Here is a 17,767-nt window from a genome sequence, read left to right as displayed (position 1 = left end):
CCTGGCCGACCGACCGGGGCCGGGGCATTCACAGATGACAAGCGACCGCTTAGTATGCGGCAGAACGTGAACCTGGTAGCCAGTCCGTGGAGGCCCCGCATGCAGGCATGGCAAGTGCACGAGAACGGCGAGCCGAGCGAGGTGATGCGCCTCGAAGAGGTCGAGCGCCCCGTGCCCGGCGAGGGGCAGGTGCTGCTCAAGGTGCGTGCCGCCGACATCAACTTCCCCGACGCGCTGCTCTGCAAGGGCCAGTACCAGGTCAGGCCGCCGCTTCCGTTCACGCCCGGCGTGGAGATCTGCGGCGAGACCGAGGACGGGCGCCGGGTCATCGCCACCCCCGCGCTGCCGCACGGCGGCCTCGCCGAGTACGTCGTCGCCGACGCGCGGGCCCTGCTGCCCGCGCCGGACGCCCTGGACGACGCCGAAAGCGCCGCGCTGCACATCGGCTACCAGACCGGCTGGTTCGGCCTGCACCAGCGCGCCCGCCTCCAGGCGGGCGAGACGCTCCTCGTGCACGCCGCGGCGGGCGGTGTCGGCAGCGCCGCCGTCCAGCTGGGCAAGGCCGCGGGCGCCCGGGTCATCGGCGTCGTCGGCGGCCCGGACAAGGCCAAGGTCGCCCGCGAGCTCGGCTGTGACGTGGTCGTGGACCGGCGGAGCGAGGACGTCATCGCCGCCGTGAAGGAAGCCACCGGCGGCCGCGGCGCCGACGTGATCTACGACCCCGTGGGCGGCGACGCGTACACGCAGTCCGCCAAGACGGTCGCCTTCGAGGGCCGGATCATCGTGGTCGGCTTCGCCAGCGGCACCATTCCGAGCCCCGCGCTCAACCACGCCCTGGTCAAGAACTACTCGATCATGGGCCTGCACTGGGGCCTGTACGCCACCAAGAACCCCGCGCTGATCCCGCACTGCCACCAGGAGCTCACCGAGCTCGCCACGCGTGGCGCCATCAAGCCCCTGGTCAGCGAGCGTGTCGACCTGACCGAGGCCGCGGCCGCCGTGCAGCGCGTCGCCGACGGCGTCACCACGGGCCGCGTCGTCGTCGTCCCGGGCCTGCACGCGCGTACGGAAGGAGCCGCCGCATGAGCGTCGACGCCGCGCAACTGCGCACCCTCACCCAGGAGTTCCTGGCCGCGCACCCGCCGGCCACCACGCCGCGCGCCGACTTCCTCAGCGCCCGCTTCGACGCCGGCCTCGCCTGGGTGCACTACCCGAAGGGGCTCGGCGGCCTCGACGTGCCGCGCTCCCTCCAGGCCGTCGTGGACGCCGAACTGGAAGCGGCGGGTGCCCCGGACAACGCGCCCCGGCGCAACGGCATCGGCCTCGGCATGGCCGCCCCGACCATCCTCCACCACGGCACCGAGGAGCAGAAGCAGCGCTTCCTCAAGCCGCTCTGGGTGGGCGAGGAGATCTGGTGCCAGCTGTTCAGCGAGCCCGGCGCCGGCTCCGACCTCGCCGCGCTCGGCACCCGCGCCGTCCGCGACGGCGACGACTGGATCGTCAACGGGCAGAAGGTGTGGACGTCCGGCGCGCACAACTCCCGGTTCGCCATCCTCATCGCCCGCACCGACCCCGACGTGCCCAAGCACCGCGGCATCACGTACTTCGTCTGCGACATGAGCGACCCGGGCGTCGACGTACGGCCGCTGCGCCAGATCACCGGCGAGGCCGAGTTCAACGAGGTGTTCCTCACCGACGTCCGGATCCCCGACACCCACCGCCTCGGCGCGGTCGGCAACGGCTGGAAGGTCGCCCAGACCACCCTCAACAACGAGCGCGTCGCCATCGGCGGCATGCGCATCCCGCGCGAGGGCGGCCTCATCGGCATCGTCGCCAAGACCTGGCGCGAACGCCCCGAGCTGCGCACCCCCGACCTCCACCAGCGCCTCGTCAAGCTCTGGGTCGACGCCGAGGTAGCCCGCCTCACCGGCGAACGCCTCCGCCAGCAGCTCGTCGCCGGTCACCCCGGGCCCGAGGGCGCCGGCATGAAGCTCGGCTTCGCCCGCCTCAACCAGGAGATCAGCGGCCTGGAGGTCGAACTCCTCGGCGAGGAGGGCCTGTTGTACGACGACTGGACGCTGCGCCGCCCCGAACTCGTCGACTTCGCGGGCCGCGAGGCCGGCTACCGCTATCTGCGGGCCAAGGGCAACAGCATCGAGGGCGGGACGAGCGAGGTCCTGCTGAACATCGTCGCCGAGCGGGTCCTCGGCCTGCCGCCCGAGCCGCGCACCGACAAGGACGTCGCCTGGAAGGACCTCTCCCGATGAGCACACAGCCCGATCTCCTGTACTCCGGGGAAGAGGAGGCGCTGCGTTCGGCGGTCCGCGCCCTGCTCGCCGACCACTGCGACGCCGCCGCCGTGCTCGCCCGCGCCGAGACCGACGAGCCGCACGACCGCGCTCTGTGGAAGAACCTCGCCGAGTCCATGGGCCTCGCCGGGCTCCTGATCCCCGAGGAGCACGGCGGCCAGGGCGCCTCGCACCGCGAGGCCGCCGTCGTCCTGGAGGAGCTGGGCCGGGCCGTCGCCCCGGTCCCGTACCTGACCAGCGCCGTCATCGCGACGGAGGCGCTGCTCGCCTGCTCCGGCGACGAGGCGCGGACGCTGCTCGCGGCCCTGGCCTCGGGACGCACCGTCGGCGCGCTCGCGGTGCCGCTGTCGGCCGGCCCCGGACAGGACCCCGAGGGCGTAGAAGCGGCGGACGGGACGCTGACCGGACGCGTCACCGCGGTCGCCGACGCGGCAGCCGCCGACGTGTTCCTCGTGCCCACGCAGAGCGGCCTGTTCGCCGTGGACGCCACGGCGAACGGCGTCACCGTCGAAGCGCAGATCTCCTTCGACCGTACGCGCCCGCTCGCCACGGTGACCTTCGGCGACGCCGCCGGACGCCTGCTCACCGACGACGCCGCGACCGCCGTGCGCCGGGCCGTACGCGCCGGAGCGGGCCTGCTGGTGTCCGAGCAACTGGGCCTCGCCGACTGGCTGTTGACGGAGACCGTGCGCTACACGCGCGAGCGCAACCAGTTCAACCGGCCCGTCGGGTCCTTCCAGGCGCTCAAGCACCGGCTCGCCCGGCTGTGGCTGGACGTGGTCAACACCCGGGCCGTCGCACGGAACGCGGCCGACGCGCTCGCCACCGGCAGCGACGACACCGACGTGGCCGTGGCCGTCGCGCAGGCGTTCGCCGCGCCCGTCGCCGTACGGGCCGCCGAGGAGGCGCTCCAGCTGCACGGCGGCATCGGCATGACCTGGGAACATCCGATCCACCTCTACCTCAAGCGCGCCAAGGCCGACTCGATCGCCCTCGGCACCGCGGGCCGCCACCGGGAGGAGCTGGCCGAACTGGTCGACCTCCGGGCGCCGTGAGCCGGCACCCCGGCACCCGCAGAGGCCGCGGTCGGCGCTCCGGCACCGACCGCGGCCCGTCCCGCTCACGCCCTGGACAACGGGCCCTCTCCCGTGCTCCATTGATCCACATGACGTCCCTGATCAGACATATGACCATCGACTGCACCGACCCTTACACCCTCGCCGAGTTCTGGGCTTCGGTGCTCGGCGGCACCCTCGCGGAGGACGACCACCCCGGCGACCCGGAGGCGCAGGTGCACAGCCCGGCCGCCCACCTGCTCTTCATCCGTGTCGACGACCCCAGGACGGTCAAGAACCGGGTGCACGTGGACCTCCAGCCCCAGGACGTCACCCGGGACGAGGAGGTCGAGCGCCTGCTCGCCCTCGGCGCCACGCTCCACGAGGACCACCGGCGCCCGGACGGGCAGGGCTGGGCCACCCTCCTCGACCCGGAGGGCAACGAGTTCTGCGTCGAGCGCAGCGCCGCCGAGCGCGCCGGCTGACGCCCCGCACGCGTGTGCCGAGTGCTCCGGCTGACGCCCCGCACGCGTGTCCCGTCGGTGAACCGGGGGCGGCAGTCCGGCCAACTCCCGCTCCGGCACTGCCCCGTGGCGTCGGTCGCCCCGCATACTCGCCATGTCCCCGACCCGCCCTCACGGGAGGCACACATGGCCCCGACCACCCGCCGCAGAGCCCTCGGCACCCTTGCCGCCGCACTCGCCGTAGGCGTCGCCACCCCGCAACTCGCCCACGCCGGCGGCGGCAAGCGCGGCCCCCGCCCGCTCCTGCGGGCCCACGCCCACAACGACTACGACCACCCGCGGCCCCTCTTCGACGCCCTCGACCACCGGTTCAACAGCGTCGAGGCCGACATCTACCTCGTCGACGGCGATCTGCTCGTCGCCCACGACCCCGTCGACCTCGACCCCAACCGCACCCTCGAGTCCCTCTACCTCGCCCCACTGGCCGCCCGCGTACGCGCCCAGCACGGCTCGGTGTACCGCGGTTGGCACACCCCGCTCCAGCTGCTCATCGACATCAAGACCGAGGGCGCGGCGACCTACCTCGAACTCGACCGTCAACTCCGCCGCCACCACGGCCTGTTCACCACCTACGCCCACGGACGCGTGCGCACCGGACCCGTCACCGCCGTCGTCTCCGGGGACCGCGCCGCCCGCGCCCCGATGGAGGCACAGCGCACCCGCAGCGCCTTCTACGACGGACGCCTCAGCGACCTGGGCACCGCCGCCCCGGCCTCCTTCACCCCCCTCATCAGCGACAACTGGTCCGCGAACTTCACCTGGCAGGGCACAGGACCGATCCCCGCGGCCGAACGCGCCAAGCTGCGCGGCATCGTCTCGGCCGCGCACGAGCGCGGGCAGCGGGTGCGCTTCTGGGCCACACCCGACGTGGCGGGACCCGAACGGGACGCCGTCTGGGCCGAACTGCTCGCCGCCGGCGTCGACCACCTCAACACCGACGACCTCGCCGGTCTGGAGGCCTTCCTCGACGCCCATAACGGGTGATCGACTTTTAGCACCCGTTCGGGGGACAGGTCAGACACCGTCGGACGCCCTCCACTACGTCACACTTGCGGCCGAAAGCCACGGTGCCGACGTGGCGGAGGAGGTTCGACGGTGTCTCTGTCCATTTCCATCGTGCTGCTGCTCCTGGTCGTCGCGGTGATCTTCCTGCGCAACGGAGCCATGAAACTCTCGCACGCCCTCGTGTGCGTCCTGCTCGGATTCCTGCTCGCGGGCACCACGGTGGCCCCGACCATCCACGACGGCATCAACGCCACCGCGGGGCTGGTGAGCAGCCTCCAACCGTGACACGGCCTAGGGGCCTGTCTTCACATTCCCTTCTGCCTCGCGGGGTCTGGCACGCACATCTGCGGCGTTGTCGTCGGTTGCCGACTCCCCCGAGCTCTCGGCTCCGCTCGAGCAGGGGGTGCCCCCATCGCGTCGACGCCCTCCTCCGCCTTGCAGCTGCACGCACCAGACCCCGCGAGGCCCGCCCTTCGGGCGGACGAAGGGAATGTGAAGACAGGCCCTAGCGGCGCGAGTAGACCCCGATCCCGTTCGCGACCGCCCGCTCGGGGGCGTCCGTGGGGTGGTTGCGCAGCGTCACCGAGGAGGCACCCGGCTCCCGGGCCACGAGCGTCGACGAACCGCCGCCGTCCAGGCTGAACGCGTCAGTTGCCCCCAACGACCGCATGGTGTCGGCCACTTCGGCGATGGACAGGCCCGTCCGGTACGCGGGCGCGCCGTCCAGGGCCAGCAGGAGCAGGGTGCGCCCACGGTCGGCGATGCCGGCGGCCGTGCGGACCGCGGACGTCTTCGCGTCGAGACCGGGCAGCGGAGCGCCGTCGCGCAGCACCGGGTAGCCGCCGACCGCGAACCGGTACGGCACGCGTGAGTGCGCGGCGACCAGCCGGTGCCGTACCTGGACCGGATCGCCCGCGGACAGCTTCCGCAGCCACTGCGCGCCGGCCTCCCGGCCCACAAGGACCGTGCTGCCGTCCGCGATCGGACCGGCGCCGGGTGTGTCCGCCGTCGCCACGACGTGGCCGCGCTCCACCGTCACCTCGTACGTGTCCGTGCTGCACGGCGCCGCCCGCTGGGTGTCCGTCCCGCACGTGGCACGGACCCGGGAGACGCTGCCCCACTCCGGTGTGAACGCGCCGACCGAACCGACCGGCAGCGCGTACTGGTTGAGCCCGCCGAGCGCCACCCGGTCCGCGCGCGTACGCACCGAACCGTCCAGGGCCATGCTGTCGAGCCGGGCCCGCCGGTCGAGCCCCACCCCGAGCACGTCGCGGGTGGAGGTGCCCGCCGGCAGGGCCGGACCGAAGCGCTGTCCGTCCGGGACCGCCGCCTTGAGCGTGCGGCCGCTCGCCACGGCCGGGCCGACCGCGGCCCCGGTCGCCTCGACCCCGGGATGCTGGGTCTCGGTGATGTTGAAGAAGTCCCCGTTCACACCGCCGACGGCGCCCGTCGCGTCGGCCATCGAGGAGACGGTGGCCCGGGCTCCGACGGCGCCCGGGTGCAGCAGATCGACCCGCACGCGCGGATCGCGCAGATCGACGCTGAGGACATGGGCATGGGCGGTGCCCTTGGCGGCGGGCAGATCGAACTCGGAGTACGAAACCCCGGGCGCCACCCGGCCCGCCGCCGGGACGGCGACGGCCGGGGCCGCCCCCGTCAGACCGGTGCCGGCCAGTGCGCACACGACCGCCACGGCCGCCAGGACTCTTCTGCGTCTCTTGCCAACTCTCATCTGCATCAAGCGAGTTCAGCAGAGGACACCGGCCCCGTCGATGGCTACGCGTCGACCAGCCGGGAACGGATCAGGAAACGTACTCCTTCGGGCGCCTCCAGCGAGAACCCGCTGCCGCGCCCCTCGACGACGTCGACGATGAGCCGCGTATGACTCCACACCTCGTACTGGCTCCTGGACATCCAGAACGACACCGGCTCCGCCACCCCGGCCACGACCAGCTCCTCCAGGAGCACGTCCGCGGCCCCGGTACGGAACTCGCCCGCCAGATAGCACATCGGCGCGCTGCCGTCGCAGCAGCCGCCGGACTGGTGGAACATCAGCGGACCGTGGATCTCGCGCAGCCGCCGCACCAGTTCGGCGGCCGCGGGGGTCAGCTCCACGCGGGGTGTATCGCTCATGACAGAACAGTGAAGGCGGTACGAGGTTGCGACCACGTTGCACGCGCGGGGGCTCGCCCGCATAGGCTCCGCACATGGAACAGAGGGAGATCGTTCTGCGGGCCATCGGTGTGCTGACCGAGACGCAGGAGATGGTGCGCAGACTCAACGACGGGGACGAACTCGACAACGACCTGACGCAGCTGGGGCGGCTCGTCTCGGAGGTGTTCCCGACCATCGAGATCCCGGCCGGGTCCGATCCCGAGGAGGCCGCCGAACTGGCCATCGCCGCGCTCATGCCGGCCAGTGTGTCGCTCGTCGAGGCGTTCGCGTTTCTCTTCACACAGCTCGCGAAGGTGCACGACGAGGGCCGCACCGACGTCAACTCCACCGAACTGCTGCGCGAGATCGCGCTGCGGATGTCCGACCCCGGCGGCCTGGAGGCGGAGGAGGAGTGACGCGGGCGCGCCCCGTCGTCGGCCCTATTTGTTCGGGTCCCGGAAGCGGCCGAACGCCTTCGTGAGGGCGGTCAGCGGCGATCCGTCCGGCTTGGCCAGGCCGGGCAGGGGCAGCCGGGACACGAGGTCACCGGTGCCGCTCTCCGCCAGCGCGGCCTGCGCCGCCTCGGCCGCCTCCCGGTACAGATCACGCGAGGTCGTCATGGCCTCGAGCGCCTCGGCGTACCTGCCGACCATCGACCGGGCGTGCTCCAGCTCCTCGTCCGGGGTCAGCAGGTGCCAGCCCTGACGCAGCCGCGTCAGGGCCCGCTCGGCGTCCGCGGTCAGCGGCCGCGGCAGCGCCATGAACTCCTTCACCCGGTCGAGGAGCTCCACCGGCTCGGAGCCGTCCAGGAACACGCTGCGGACGGTGAAGCGGTCCGCGTCGTACCCCGGGTCCTGCGGGGCGGTCGGCAGGATGACGGCGCCGCCCCGCGGCATCCGCAGCTTCAGCTCCCGCTTCATCGCGAAGTCCACGATCTGCGCCTGCTCCGGCGTACCCCGGTGCTCGATCACCCGGTGCCGCAGACTCGGCGGCAGGAACGACGTGACCGGTTCCTGCCCGCGCGCGTCCGGCGTCATCGCCTCGTGCACCACCACATGGACGTACCAGCTCTCCCGGGTCCAGTCCCGCAGCCGGTGGCGCAGTTCGTCGTCGTCCTTGGGCAGATGGTTCGCCGCCCGCAGCCGCACGCCCGACACCGTGTCGTGGTCCCAGGGGACCCGGTCGCTGTCCGGCCAGAACATCGTCGCGGGAGACGGCCAGTGCGGGTCCCAGACCCGCTCCGCCTCCGCGGCGAGGACCCAGGAGACTCCGTCGCCGTCCTTGCGGCGCCCCTCGGGGTCGTACGTCGTCAGCTGCGCACGCACCGTGACGTCGTCGGCCACGCGCCAGCGCGCCTCGAACAGGCGCCGGGCCGAGAGGCCGGGGTCGGCGGACTCGTCCCGCGGGTGCAGGACGCTGGAGCGGGCCGCTTCGGCGGGGTCGAGATCCAGGAAGTCGTCGAGCACCCCGGCCGCCTTGAGGGCGATCAGGTTGCGCCGGACGTCCTGCTCGGGCTCGGGGCCGAGGTGGCTCCCGCGCCCCAGCCAGGCGGTGTCGGGGACGGTGATCGAAGAGGTGCTGTTCTTGGCCATGGAGTCTTCTGTGAGTGGTCGGGGCACGACCAGTATGGGCCGTGATTCGCCCGGTGGAAGAGGGCAGGGTGGGCGGGTGTCGGGATTGTCGCGCGGATCCCCGGTGACCCGGGACCCGCAACGCCGTGACCCGGCCCACTGATCCCGTAGGCTCGGCGGATGGCCAGGTACTTCGACGTGCATCCCGAGAACCCGCAGACGCGCACCATCGGCGCGGTCGCCGACTCCATCCGCGACAGCGCGCTGATCGCCTACCCCACGGACTCCTGCTACGCGCTGGGCTGCCGCCTCGGCAACCGCGAGGGCGTCGAGCGGATCCGGACGATCCGCCACCTCGACGACAAACATCACTTCACGCTGGTGTGCCAGGACTTCTCCCAGCTCGGCAGGTTCGTGCACATCGACAACGACGTGTTCCGCGCGATCAAGGCGGCCACGCCCGGCAGTTATACGTTCATCCTGCCCGCGACCCGTGAGGTGCCGCGCCAGTTGCAGCACCCGAAGAAGAAGACGGTCGGTGTCCGCATCCCGGACCACGTCGTCACCCAGGCGCTCCTCGCCGAACTGGGTGAGCCGCTGCTCTCCAGCACGCTGCTGCTGCCCGGCGAGGACGAGCCGCTCACCCAGGGCTGGGAGATCAAGGAGCGGCTCGACCACGTGGTGGACGCCGTGCTCGACTCCGGCGACTGCGGCACCGAGCCCACCACCGTCATCGACTTCTCCGAAGGCGAGGCCACGATCGTGCGACGCGGCGCGGGGGACCCCGACCGCTTCGAGTGACGGTCAGGCGCTGCCGGTGAGGGTGCCCAGGAAGCGGATGTGCGGGCGCTCGCCCGGTCCCGGCCGGGTGATGTGGGCACGGACGCCGTAGACATCGGCGATGAGCTCCTCGGTGAGGACGGCGCCCGGCTCGCCAGCCGCCACGACCCGGCCCTGGCGCAGGACGAGCACCTGGTCGCAGTAGGTGGCGGCCAGGTTCAGATCGTGCAGGGCGACGACGCTGGTCAGCTCCAGACCCGAGATCAGGTCGAGGAGTTCCAGCTGGTGCTGGATGTCCAGATGGTTCGTGGGCTCGTCGAGCAGCAGCTCGCGCGGCTCCTGCGCCAGGGCGCGGGCGATCTGCGCCCGCTGGCGCTCGCCGCCGGACAGGGTGTGCCACAGGCGGTGCGCCCGGCTCGTGAGGCCGCTGCGTTCCAGGGCGTCTCGGACCGCCGCCTCGTCCGCGGCAGAGGCGGGTGTCCAGGCCCTGCGGTGCGGGATCCGGCCCAGACGTACGACATCGGCGACCGTCAACTCGGCCTGTGTGTCGGCCTGTTGGTGGACCAGCGCGATGCGCCGGGCGGCCGTCCTGCGAGGAACGGCGGCGAGCGGGTCGCCGTCCAGCGTGACGACGCCGGATGCCGGGGCGAGCACTCCGGCCAGCAGGCGCAGCAGTGTCGACTTGCCCGAGCCGTTCGGGCCGAGCACTCCGGTGACGGTGCCGGCCAGGGGCGTCAGGCTCACTCCGTCGAGGACGAGGGCGCCCCCGGCCGACCAGGCGACCCGGTCCGCGGCCAGGCCCGCGCTCACCGGGCGCTCCGGCCGCGGAACAGGACGAGCACGAACGCGGGCACGCCGATCAGCGACGTCACCACTCCCACCGGAACCTCCTGGGGTTCGAGGACCGTACGGGCCAGCGTGTCGACCCACACCAGGAACACCGCGCCGGCCACCGCCGTGACCGGCAGCAGCCGGGTGTGCCCGGGGCCGACCAGGGCGCGCGCCGCGTGCGGCAGGACGAGTCCGACGAAACCGATCGCCCCGGCCGCGCTCACCAGCGCCGCCGTCAGCAGCGCCGTCACGCACAGCAGGACGAGCCGGGTGCGCGCCACGTGCACGCCGAGCGCGGCCGCCGCCTCCGGCCCGAAGGAGAAGGCGTCCAGAGTCCGGCCGTACCCGAGGCAGACCGTCAGCGTCACCACGAGCACCGCGAGACACAGCCACACCTCGGTCCAGCCGACTCCGCCGAGCGAGCCGAGCAGCCAGAACAGGACGCCGCGGGTCGTCTCGGCATCGGCCGCGGTCAGGACCACGAACGAGGTCAGTGAGGAGAACAGCTGCATCGCCGCGACCCCGCACAGCACCACCCGGTCCGTCGTGCCGCCCAGCACATGGCTGAGGACCAGGACGAGGGCGAACGAGCAGAGCGCGCCGATGAACGCCCCGCCGGACACGGAGAGGGCGCCGCCGCCGAGGCCGAGCACCACGACGAGGACGGCGCCGGTCGACGCGCCCGAGGAGACGCCGAGCACGAACGGGTCGGCGAGGGGGTTGCGCAGCAGTGCTTGCAGCACCGTGCCGCACACCGCGAGCCCGGCCCCGCAGACCGCGGCGAGCAGGGTGCGCGGCAGCCGGAGGTTCCAGACGATGCCGTCGCGGATCGGGGAGAGGTCCGAACCGCCCCAGCCGAGCCGGGCGCCGACCGCCGACCACACATCGGCGACGCTGATGTGCGCCGGGCCGATGGTGATGGCCACGGCGACCGAGGCGCAGAGTGCCGCGAGGGCCGCGGCCCAGTACAGGGCGGGCCGGAGGGCGCTCACTTGTCCAGGCCGAAGTCGCGCAGCGCGGCGGCCACCTTCTCCACCCCGTCGACGGTGCGGATCGTCGGGTTCAGTGCCTGCCCGCTGAGCAGGACGTAGCGCTTCTCGCGGACCGCGGTCATGTTCTTGGTGACCGGGTCGCTCTCCAGGAACTTGATCTTCTGTGCGGCGGACTCCGCGGACTGCGAGCGGCGGGTCAGATCGCCGATGACGAGGACGTCCGGATCGCGGTCCGCGACGGTCTCCCAGTTGATCTGCGGCCACTCCTCGTGCGTGTCGTCGAAGACGTTGCGCATCCCGAGTTCCTTGGTGACGATGCCGGGCGCGCCGCAACAGCCCGCCATGTACGGCGAGTCGGAGTTCGCGAACCAGTACAGGACGCTCACACCCTCGGCGTCCACGCCCGAAGTCGCTTTGGCGACGCGGGACTGGAGCCGCGCGACGAGTTTGTCGCCGCGCTCCTTCACGTCGAAGATCCGTGCCAGGTCACGTATCTCGCCGTAGACGGTGTCGAGGGCCAGCGCGCTGGTGCGCTCGCCGTCGCCGTCCCCGCTGTTGTCCTTGCCGGCGCAGTCGGTGGGGGAGAGGTAGGTGGGCACGCCGAGCTTGTCGAACTGCTCACGCGGCGCCACCCCGCCCTTGCCGATGGTGTTCGTGAGCGACGCGGAGACGAAGTCCGGTTCGGTGTCCAGGACCTTCTCGAAGGACGGGTAGCGGTCGGCGAGCCGCGGCACCTTCGCGTTCGCCTTCTCCAGCCCCTTCAGGACGGGATCGGTCCACGTCGCGGTCCCCACCATCCGGTCCGCGAGACCGAGCGAGAGCATGATCTCCGCGGATCCCTGGTCGAGGGCGACGGCACGGCGCGGGGCGTGCGCGACGCGGACCTTCTTGCCGCAGTTGTCCAGGGTGACGGCGGAGTCCGAAGCGCCCGCGCGGTCCGCGGTGCCGGCGGAGCCCGAGCCGCCGCACGCCGTGAGGAGAAGGGCGCCCGCCAACAGCGGTGCGCTACGGCGGATGTGACGTGCGAACAGCACGGGAGTTCCTCTGCGTCCAGGGCTCATGCGCGGAGCCGGCCTACGGTTCACCCCCGGCCGCAGTTCGGCTCCGGAGGGTGCCAGCAGGTCTTCGGACTTGGGATCGTCCGGACGGGGCGCCTTCCCGAACCGGCGATCGGCTCAGTGGCTGTGGCTCCGCCCGTCACCCTCACCGCTGCGCGTCAGCTCCGGATTTCCACCGGATTCCCTGACCCGTACGCGTTCGAGAACGCACAAAGGTACGACTGGCCTCCGGAACGTATCACGCGCCTGACCAGCTCCCGGAAATCGTTCGCCGCTCGTGCGCAGCCTCACTACCCGGGTCAGGATCGGCCGTTCCTGTACCCCGGCGACGTCTTCGTCACCGGCACCGTGGCGGGCGAGCGCGGTCAGAAGGTCACGGGCTCGCGGATGATGGGGCACGTCATGCAGTGGCCGCCGCCGCGGCCGCGGCCGAGTTCGGCGCCGACGATGGTGATGACCTCGACGCCGGCCTTGCGCAGCAGTGTGTTGGTCTGGGTGTTGCGGTCGTAGGTGACGACGACGCCGGGTTCGAGGGCGACCGCGTTGTTGCCGCTGTCCCACTGCTGGCGCTCGGACGCGTAGACGTCGCCGCCGGTCTCGATCACCCGCAGGTCCGGCAGTCCGAGCCCCTTGGCGACGACGTCGACGAAGGACGCGGAGCCCTCGTCGACGATGGAGAGCCCCGGCGCCCGGTCGCTGGGCCGCAGCGAGAACGTGTGCACCGAGTCCATGATCCGCGGGTAGAGCGTCACGATGTCCCGGTCGGCGAACGTGAAGACGGTGTCCAGATGCATCGCCGAGCGCAGCTTCGGCATCCCGGCGACGATGACGTGCTCGGCCGCGCCGCTCTTGAACAGGGCGGCGGCGACCTGCGTGATGGCCTGCCGCGAGGTGCGCTCGCTCATGCCCATCAGGACCACGCCGTTGCCGACGGGCATGATGTCGCCGCCCTCGAACGTGGCCTGCCCCCAGGCGAGTTCGGGGTCGCCCCACCACACGGTCGAGTCGACGAAGTCCGGGTGGAAGCAGTAGATCGCCTTCATCAGCAGGGTCTCGTCGTGCCGCGCGGGCCAGTACAGCGGGTTGAGGGTGAGGCCGCCGTACAGCCAGCAGGTGGTGTCGCGGGTGTAGAGCGTGTTGGGCAGCGGCGGCATCAGGTACTCGCGTACACCGGTCGATTCCCGGGCCATCGACACGTACGCGGAGCGGTACTCGTCCGGCAGGTCGGTGGTGGCGAGACCGCCGATGAGGAACTCGGCGAGCTGTCGCGGCTCCAGTGTCTCCAGGAAGGCGCGGGTGTCGTCGATCAGCCCCGTACCCACCTGATTGGCGATGATCTTGCGGTCCAGAAGCCAGGACCGCGCTCGGGGCAGCGCCATGGTCTGCGCGAGCAGCTCGTGCAGCTCGACCACCTCGATACCGCGCTGCCGCAGCTTGTTCACGAAGTCGGCGTGGTCCCGCTGGGCGTTCTCCACCCACATGACGTCGTCGAAGAGAAGATCGTCGGCGTTGGTCGGGGTCAGCCGGCGGTGGGCGAGCCCCGGCGAGCAGACGAGCACCTTGCGCAGCCGGCCCACCTCGGAGTGGACGCCGTACGCGGCCGAAGCGGGGGTGTCGTGGTCGGTCACGGTGTGCCTCCGGGGCTTGAGGGGCGGACGGGACTCACAGGCTGATCCAGCCGGCGGCCAGCGCGACGACGCCGAGCACGGCGCCCACGACGGACACGGCCAGGATGGCCAGCTCGCGCGGGGAGAACAGGCGTCTGCCCTGCTCCCTGCGGGCCATGACGAACAGGATCGTGGCCGGCGCGTAGAAGACGAACGAGACCAGGACGAACTTCAGCCCGGCGGCGTACAGCATGAACGCCGTGTAGAGCGTGGCGATCGCCGCGATCGTCAGCTCGCGCGACGTGGTGCGCCCGCCCTCCGTACGGCGGTCGGTGCGCGTCCCGAGCTTCACGGCGAAGGCGGCGGCCAGCAGGTACGGGATCAGGGAGAGCGAGCTGGTGAGGTCGAGCGCGAAGTTGAAGGCGTCGTCCGAGAACGCGGTGACGACCAGCACCACCTGCGTGAGCACGGTCGTCATGAGCAGCGCGGGCACGGGGACGTCCGCGGCGGTGGCGCGCCGCAGGAACCGCGGCATGTCGTCGTCCTTGGCCGCCACGAACAGCACTTCGGCGGCCATCAGCGTCCACGCCAGATAGGCGCCGAGGACGGAGACGATCAGGCCGACGCTGATGAACACCTTGCCCCAGGTGCCGACGGCGTCCTCGAGCACGCCCGCCATGGACGGCTGGCGCAGCTCGGCGATCTCGCCCATCGGCAGGATCCCGTACGACACGATGACGACGGAGGCGAAGACGGCGAAGACGCTGAGGAAGCCGAGGATCGTGGCCCGGCCGACGTCGGAGCGCTTCTTGGCGTGCCGCGAGTAGACGCTCGCGCCCTCGACGCCGAGGAAGACGAAGACGGTGGCCAGCATCGTGCCGCGGACCTGGCCGAACAGGGACCCGGCGTAGTCCGCGCCGCCCCAGTTCTCCGCGAACACCGACGGCTTGAAGAACACCAGGGCCAGGACGACGAAGACCAGGATCGGCACGATCTTCGCCACGGTCACGATCCTGTTGATCGCCGCGGCCTCCTTCACACCGCGCCTGATCATCAGGAAGAACGCCCACAGACCGGCCGACGAGAGCACCACCGCGATCGCCGTGTCACCCTCACCGAGCGCCGGCCAGATCGCGCCCACGGTGGACATGATCAGAACCCAGTACGTCACATTGCCGACGCAGGCGCTGGCCCAGTAGCCGAACGCCGAGAAGAAGCCCAGGTACTCGCCGAACCCGGCCTTGGCGTACGCGTACACCCCCGCGTCCAGGTCCGGGCGGCGCACGGCAAGCGACTGGAAGACGAAGGCGAGCATCAGCATGCCGGTGCCGGCGATCGCCCAGGCGATGAGCGCGCCCGCCACCCCGGTCTGCTCGGCGAAGCGGCGGGGGAGCGAGAACACGCCGGCGCCGACCATGGAGCCGATGACCATCGTGGTCAGGGTGAACAGCGACAGTTTGGCGGCGGGCGCGCTCTTCTCGACGACGGTCTGCTCCACGTCCTCCCCCTCTTTGTTGATGCCGGAGGAACAGTCTTGTCCTGTCTGCTCAGGTATCGCACCTTTTACTTATGTTCAATTGGCCGGATATGCCCACTTGTGCACAGCATGGAGGAGTTGCGACAAAAGGGTTGCGACAGAAGGGCGCTCAGGCATGCACTCCTCGTTGAACCCGGAGATCCTGCGACACCTCCGCACACCGCGGCCCTATCCCGCCGTGTCCCTGGCGATGCCGACCCACCGACGGCAGCCGGACAACGCGCAGGACCCCGTCCGCCTCAACAACCTCGTCCACGAGGCCGTTCGCCAGCTCGAGGCGGACCCGGCCGTGACCAAGGAGCGCCGCGAGGACGTGGTCGCGCAGCTCAAGGCGGCGGTGGCGGACCTCGACCTCGCCCACGCCAGGGACGGCCTCATCGTCTTCGCCGCGCCCGGGGAGCATCAGGCCTGGGTCGTCGACCGGCCCGTGCCCGAGCGTGTCGTGCTCGCGGACACCTTCCTCACCCGCAACCTCGTCGCCGCCGACGCCGCGCGGCGCCCGTACTGGGTCCTGGCCGTGGCCGCCGACCGGATCACCCTCTGGAACGGCAGGGGCGAGCGCGTCACGCAGGACACCGCCCACGGGTTCCCGCACAGTCGCAGCCTGGAACGCCCGGACTCCGAGCGGAAGGAGCGGGTCGGGGATCTGCCCAGCACCTTCCACAGCGAGGAGACCCGGCAGTTCTTCCGCGACGCCGACCTCGCGCTGGCCGACGTCCTCGGCAGCGAACCCCGATCGCTCTACGTCACCGGGGACCCGGCCGCGCTGGCCCTGTTCACCGAGGCCGGGAGCGCCGCGCACGGTGCGACCCAGATCCCGTTCGGCGGACTCGCCCAGGCCGCCCCGGAAGCCGTCGCCCGAGCCGTGGCCCCGGCCCGCGCGGAGGGCGCCGAACGGGTGGTCGCCGAGGCGCTCGCCGAGCTCGACCGGGCGCGCGGCGGCAACACCTATGCCGCCGGGGTGGACGAGGTCTGGCAGAAGGCCTCGGACGGCCGTATCCACCGGCTCGTCGTCGAGGAGAACTACCGCATCACCGTACGGGCCGGCGAGGGGCACCTCGAACCGGCGGCGGACGACGACCTGGACGCGGTCCACGACATCGTGGACGAGATCGTCGAGTCCGCTCTGGAGACCGGTGCGCAGGTCGTCTTCGTCCCCGACGAGACGCTGGCGGACGCCGGGCACGTCGCAGCCGTACTGCGCTTTTGAAGTTGTGCAAGCCGTGCAAGTCGTCCAAGCCGTACGAGTCGTAGAGGCCTTATAAGCCGTAGGAAAGGAACTCTCACATGCGTGCAGCTTCCCTCCTCGCCGCGTGCGCGGTCACCGGGGCCCTTGCGCTCACGGCGTGCAGCAGTGACAGCGGCAACGACAGCGGCGCCAGTGCCAGCCCGCGGCCCACGGCCCCGAAGTCGTCGAACTTCTCCGGCGAGCCGCCGTCCTCGATGGCCTCCGACGCCGCGTCGAAGAAGGCGGAGGCCAAGCGGTCGGCCTCCGCGGCGGCCGAGTCGGCGTCGGAGCGGGCGCACGACTTCGAGGCGTCGGTCGCCGCCGACGTGGAGCGCAACCGGCAGGAGTTCACGAAGCAGCTGGCCGCCGTCGACGGTCAGGGCAACGCCATGAAGGACGTCTCGATGACAGGGAAACCCCTCTCCGAGACGAACAACGTGCGCGCCCTCGTCGTCACCATCACCAACAAGACCGACAAGACGGCCTCCTTCGCGGTCCAGGTCGACTTCAGCACGTCCGAGGGCAAGGTCGTCGAGACCAAGGTCGTCGGTGCGAAGGACCTGAAGGCGGGCGACCGCGCCCAGCCGCTGGCCATCAGCTCGAAGCCGCCGCAGCCGCACCTGACCGCCAAGATCGTCAAGGCGCAGCGGTACTGACGGTCCCGGACGGGTGCCGCCTGACCAGGGCTCTGACCAGGTCGCTATCTTGTGATCCATGCAGTCCTACACAATCGGCCAGGCGGCACGGCTGCTCGGAGTGAGCCCGGACACCGCGCGGCGCTGGGCCGACGCGGGCCGCATCGTCACGCTCCGGGACGAGGGCGGGCGCCGGCTCATCGACGGCAAGGACCTCGCCGCGTTCTCCGTGGAACTGGCCAAGGGCACGGGCGGCGAGGACGACGTCTCGTACACCTCCGTCCGCAACGCGTTCCCCGGGATCGTCACCGCCGTCAAACTCGGTGACGTGGCCGCGCAGGTGGAGATCCAGGCCGGACCCCACCGGCTGGTCTCCCTGCTGACCCGGGAGGCCGTGGAGGAGCTGGGCCTCGAGGTCGGCATGGAGGCCACCGCCCGCGTCAAGTCCACCAACGTCCACATCGACCGCGTCTGACCGCGG

19 protein-coding genes and 1 riboswitch are annotated in these 17,767 nt (G+C 71.6%); of the genes, 11 read left to right on the top strand and 8 right to left on the bottom strand.

Annotation, left to right across the window (positions count from 1 at the left end; genetic code table 11):
• Positions 1-99: 99 nt before the first annotated feature.
• The 6 genes from ABD366_RS07395 to ABD366_RS07370 all read left to right on the top strand — a co-directional run bounded on the left by ABD366_RS07395 (position 100) and on the right by ABD366_RS07370 (position 5,178).
• Positions 100-1,086, top strand: a complete 987-nt coding sequence (locus tag ABD366_RS07395) for an NADPH:quinone oxidoreductase family protein (RefSeq protein WP_324770536.1) — start codon at positions 100-102, stop codon at positions 1,084-1,086.
• The gene (locus ABD366_RS07390) at positions 1,083-2,267 is read left to right on the top strand and encodes an acyl-CoA dehydrogenase family protein (protein ID WP_324770537.1); all 1,185 of its coding nucleotides are present in this window, start codon (positions 1,083-1,085) and stop codon (positions 2,265-2,267) included. The genes ABD366_RS07395 and ABD366_RS07390 overlap by 4 nt, the downstream gene beginning before the upstream one ends.
• The gene (locus ABD366_RS07385) at positions 2,264-3,364 is read left to right on the top strand and encodes an acyl-CoA dehydrogenase family protein (RefSeq protein ID WP_324770538.1); all 1,101 of its coding nucleotides are present in this window, start codon (positions 2,264-2,266) and stop codon (positions 3,362-3,364) included. Before ABD366_RS07390 ends, ABD366_RS07385 begins: the two co-directional genes overlap by 4 nt.
• Positions 3,365-3,474: 110 nt before the next feature.
• On the top strand, positions 3,475-3,849 hold the full coding sequence (locus tag ABD366_RS07380) for a VOC family protein (RefSeq protein ID WP_324770539.1): 375 nt from the start codon (positions 3,475-3,477) through the stop codon (positions 3,847-3,849).
• Between the two features lie 165 nt (positions 3,850-4,014).
• Entirely contained in the window at positions 4,015-4,872 is an 858-nt protein-coding gene (locus tag ABD366_RS07375) for a phosphatidylinositol-specific phospholipase C/glycerophosphodiester phosphodiesterase family protein (protein ID WP_324770541.1), read from the top strand.
• 111 nt (positions 4,873-4,983) lie between these two features.
• Complete coding sequence (locus ABD366_RS07370; protein WP_324770542.1) at positions 4,984-5,178, top strand: hypothetical protein; 195 nt, start codon at positions 4,984-4,986, stop codon at positions 5,176-5,178.
• Positions 5,179-5,398: 220 nt separating this feature from the next.
• Here the strand turns inward: ABD366_RS07370 and ABD366_RS07365 are convergent, their stop codons facing one another.
• Both ABD366_RS07365 and ABD366_RS07360 read right to left on the bottom strand, forming a co-directional pair.
• Positions 5,399-6,625 carry a phosphodiester glycosidase family protein gene (locus ABD366_RS07365; protein ID WP_324770543.1) on the bottom strand — a complete coding sequence of 409 codons (1,227 nt, stop codon included), beginning with the start codon at positions 6,623-6,625 and terminating at the stop codon, positions 5,399-5,401.
• Positions 6,626-6,669: 44 nt separating this feature from the next.
• Positions 6,670-7,026 carry a DUF779 domain-containing protein gene (locus tag ABD366_RS07360; protein WP_324770544.1) on the bottom strand — a complete coding sequence of 119 codons (357 nt, stop codon included), beginning with the start codon at positions 7,024-7,026 and terminating at the stop codon, positions 6,670-6,672.
• A 74-nt stretch (positions 7,027-7,100) separates the two neighbouring features.
• Here ABD366_RS07360 and ABD366_RS07355 point away from each other — a divergent pair, with 74 nt between their 5' ends.
• Positions 7,101-7,463 carry a hypothetical protein gene (locus ABD366_RS07355; RefSeq protein ID WP_324770546.1) on the top strand — a complete coding sequence of 121 codons (363 nt, stop codon included), beginning with the start codon at positions 7,101-7,103 and terminating at the stop codon, positions 7,461-7,463.
• A 24-nt stretch (positions 7,464-7,487) separates the two neighbouring features.
• Here the strand turns inward: ABD366_RS07355 and ABD366_RS07350 are convergent, their stop codons facing one another.
• Positions 7,488-8,639, bottom strand: coding sequence for a hypothetical protein (locus ABD366_RS07350; RefSeq protein WP_324770547.1), 1,152 nt, complete (start codon positions 8,637-8,639; stop codon positions 7,488-7,490).
• Positions 8,640-8,798: 159 nt separating this feature from the next.
• Between ABD366_RS07350 and ABD366_RS07345 the strand changes: the two genes are divergently transcribed.
• Positions 8,799-9,419 (top strand): L-threonylcarbamoyladenylate synthase, encoded by a 621-nt coding sequence (locus tag ABD366_RS07345; RefSeq protein WP_324770548.1) that lies wholly within the window; start codon positions 8,799-8,801, stop codon positions 9,417-9,419.
• Positions 9,420-9,422: 3 nt separating this feature from the next.
• On the opposite strand, the gene ABD366_RS07340 is transcribed toward ABD366_RS07345, so the two are convergent.
• The 5 genes from ABD366_RS07340 to ABD366_RS07320 all read right to left on the bottom strand — a co-directional run bounded on the left by ABD366_RS07340 (position 9,423) and on the right by ABD366_RS07320 (position 15,384).
• The gene (locus tag ABD366_RS07340; protein ID WP_324770549.1) at positions 9,423-10,208 is read right to left on the bottom strand and encodes an ABC transporter ATP-binding protein; all 786 of its coding nucleotides are present in this window, start codon (positions 10,206-10,208) and stop codon (positions 9,423-9,425) included.
• A complete protein-coding gene (locus ABD366_RS07335) occupies positions 10,205-11,221 on the bottom strand; it encodes a FecCD family ABC transporter permease (protein ID WP_324770551.1) in 1,017 nt (338 codons plus the stop codon). Before ABD366_RS07335 ends, ABD366_RS07340 begins: the two co-directional genes overlap by 4 nt.
• Entirely contained in the window at positions 11,218-12,282 is a 1,065-nt protein-coding gene (locus ABD366_RS07330) for an ABC transporter substrate-binding protein (RefSeq protein WP_324770553.1), read from the bottom strand. Before ABD366_RS07330 ends, ABD366_RS07335 begins: the two co-directional genes overlap by 4 nt.
• 35 nt (positions 12,283-12,317) lie before the next feature.
• Positions 12,318-12,520: riboswitch (cobalamin riboswitch) on the bottom strand.
• A 124-nt stretch (positions 12,521-12,644) separates the two neighbouring features.
• Positions 12,645-13,907, bottom strand: a complete 1,263-nt coding sequence (locus tag ABD366_RS07325) for an arginine deiminase (RefSeq protein WP_324770554.1) — start codon at positions 13,905-13,907, stop codon at positions 12,645-12,647.
• A 34-nt stretch (positions 13,908-13,941) separates the two neighbouring features.
• Positions 13,942-15,384, bottom strand: a complete 1,443-nt coding sequence (locus ABD366_RS07320; RefSeq protein ID WP_324770556.1) for a basic amino acid/polyamine antiporter — start codon at positions 15,382-15,384, stop codon at positions 13,942-13,944.
• Between the two features lie 154 nt (positions 15,385-15,538).
• On the opposite strand from ABD366_RS07320, the gene ABD366_RS07315 reads away from it, so the two are divergent.
• The 3 genes from ABD366_RS07315 to ABD366_RS07305 all read left to right on the top strand — a co-directional run bounded on the left by ABD366_RS07315 (position 15,539) and on the right by ABD366_RS07305 (position 17,761).
• Positions 15,539-16,633: a baeRF3 domain-containing protein gene (locus ABD366_RS07315; protein WP_324770557.1), complete on the top strand. Its 1,095-nt coding sequence runs from the start codon at positions 15,539-15,541 to the stop codon at positions 16,631-16,633.
• Positions 16,634-16,710: 77 nt separating this feature from the next.
• The gene (locus tag ABD366_RS07310) at positions 16,711-17,307 is read left to right on the top strand and encodes a hypothetical protein (protein WP_324770559.1); all 597 of its coding nucleotides are present in this window, start codon (positions 16,711-16,713) and stop codon (positions 17,305-17,307) included.
• Between the two features lie 58 nt (positions 17,308-17,365).
• Positions 17,366-17,761: a TOBE domain-containing protein gene (locus ABD366_RS07305; RefSeq protein WP_324770560.1), complete on the top strand. Its 396-nt coding sequence runs from the start codon at positions 17,366-17,368 to the stop codon at positions 17,759-17,761.
• Positions 17,762-17,767: the final 6 nt, after the last annotated feature.

Source organism: Streptomyces kunmingensis (assembly GCF_039533535.1).
Classification (GTDB): domain Bacteria; phylum Actinomycetota; class Actinomycetes; order Streptomycetales; family Streptomycetaceae; genus Streptomyces; species Streptomyces kunmingensis.
The sequence above is the reverse complement of the archived record's forward strand: the minus strand, read 5'-3'. Positions and strand labels throughout refer to the sequence as shown.

Coding starts and splice junctions, on each gene's coding strand:
- ABD366_RS07375 (WP_324770541.1), top strand. CDS start 4,015: ATGGCCCCGACCACCCGCCGCAGAGCCCTCGGCACCCTTGCCGCCGCA.
- ABD366_RS07350 (WP_324770547.1), bottom strand. CDS start 8,639: ATGGCCAAGAACAGCACCTCTTCGATCACCGTCCCCGACACCGCCTGG.
- ABD366_RS07355 (WP_324770546.1), top strand. CDS start 7,101: ATGGAACAGAGGGAGATCGTTCTGCGGGCCATCGGTGTGCTGACCGAG.
- ABD366_RS07365 (WP_324770543.1), bottom strand. CDS start 6,625: ATGAGAGTTGGCAAGAGACGCAGAAGAGTCCTGGCGGCCGTGGCGGTC.
- ABD366_RS07310 (WP_324770559.1), top strand. CDS start 16,711: ATGCGTGCAGCTTCCCTCCTCGCCGCGTGCGCGGTCACCGGGGCCCTT.
- ABD366_RS07315 (WP_324770557.1), top strand. CDS start 15,539: ATGCACTCCTCGTTGAACCCGGAGATCCTGCGACACCTCCGCACACCG.
- ABD366_RS07385 (WP_324770538.1), top strand. CDS start 2,264: ATGAGCACACAGCCCGATCTCCTGTACTCCGGGGAAGAGGAGGCGCTG.
- ABD366_RS07305 (WP_324770560.1), top strand. CDS start 17,366: ATGCAGTCCTACACAATCGGCCAGGCGGCACGGCTGCTCGGAGTGAGC.
- ABD366_RS07395 (WP_324770536.1), top strand. CDS start 100: ATGCAGGCATGGCAAGTGCACGAGAACGGCGAGCCGAGCGAGGTGATG.
- ABD366_RS07330 (WP_324770553.1), bottom strand. CDS start 12,282: ATGAGCCCTGGACGCAGAGGAACTCCCGTGCTGTTCGCACGTCACATC.
- ABD366_RS07390 (WP_324770537.1), top strand. CDS start 1,083: ATGAGCGTCGACGCCGCGCAACTGCGCACCCTCACCCAGGAGTTCCTG.
- ABD366_RS07380 (WP_324770539.1), top strand. CDS start 3,475: ATGACGTCCCTGATCAGACATATGACCATCGACTGCACCGACCCTTAC.
- ABD366_RS07345 (WP_324770548.1), top strand. CDS start 8,799: ATGGCCAGGTACTTCGACGTGCATCCCGAGAACCCGCAGACGCGCACC.
- ABD366_RS07360 (WP_324770544.1), bottom strand. CDS start 7,026: ATGAGCGATACACCCCGCGTGGAGCTGACCCCCGCGGCCGCCGAACTG.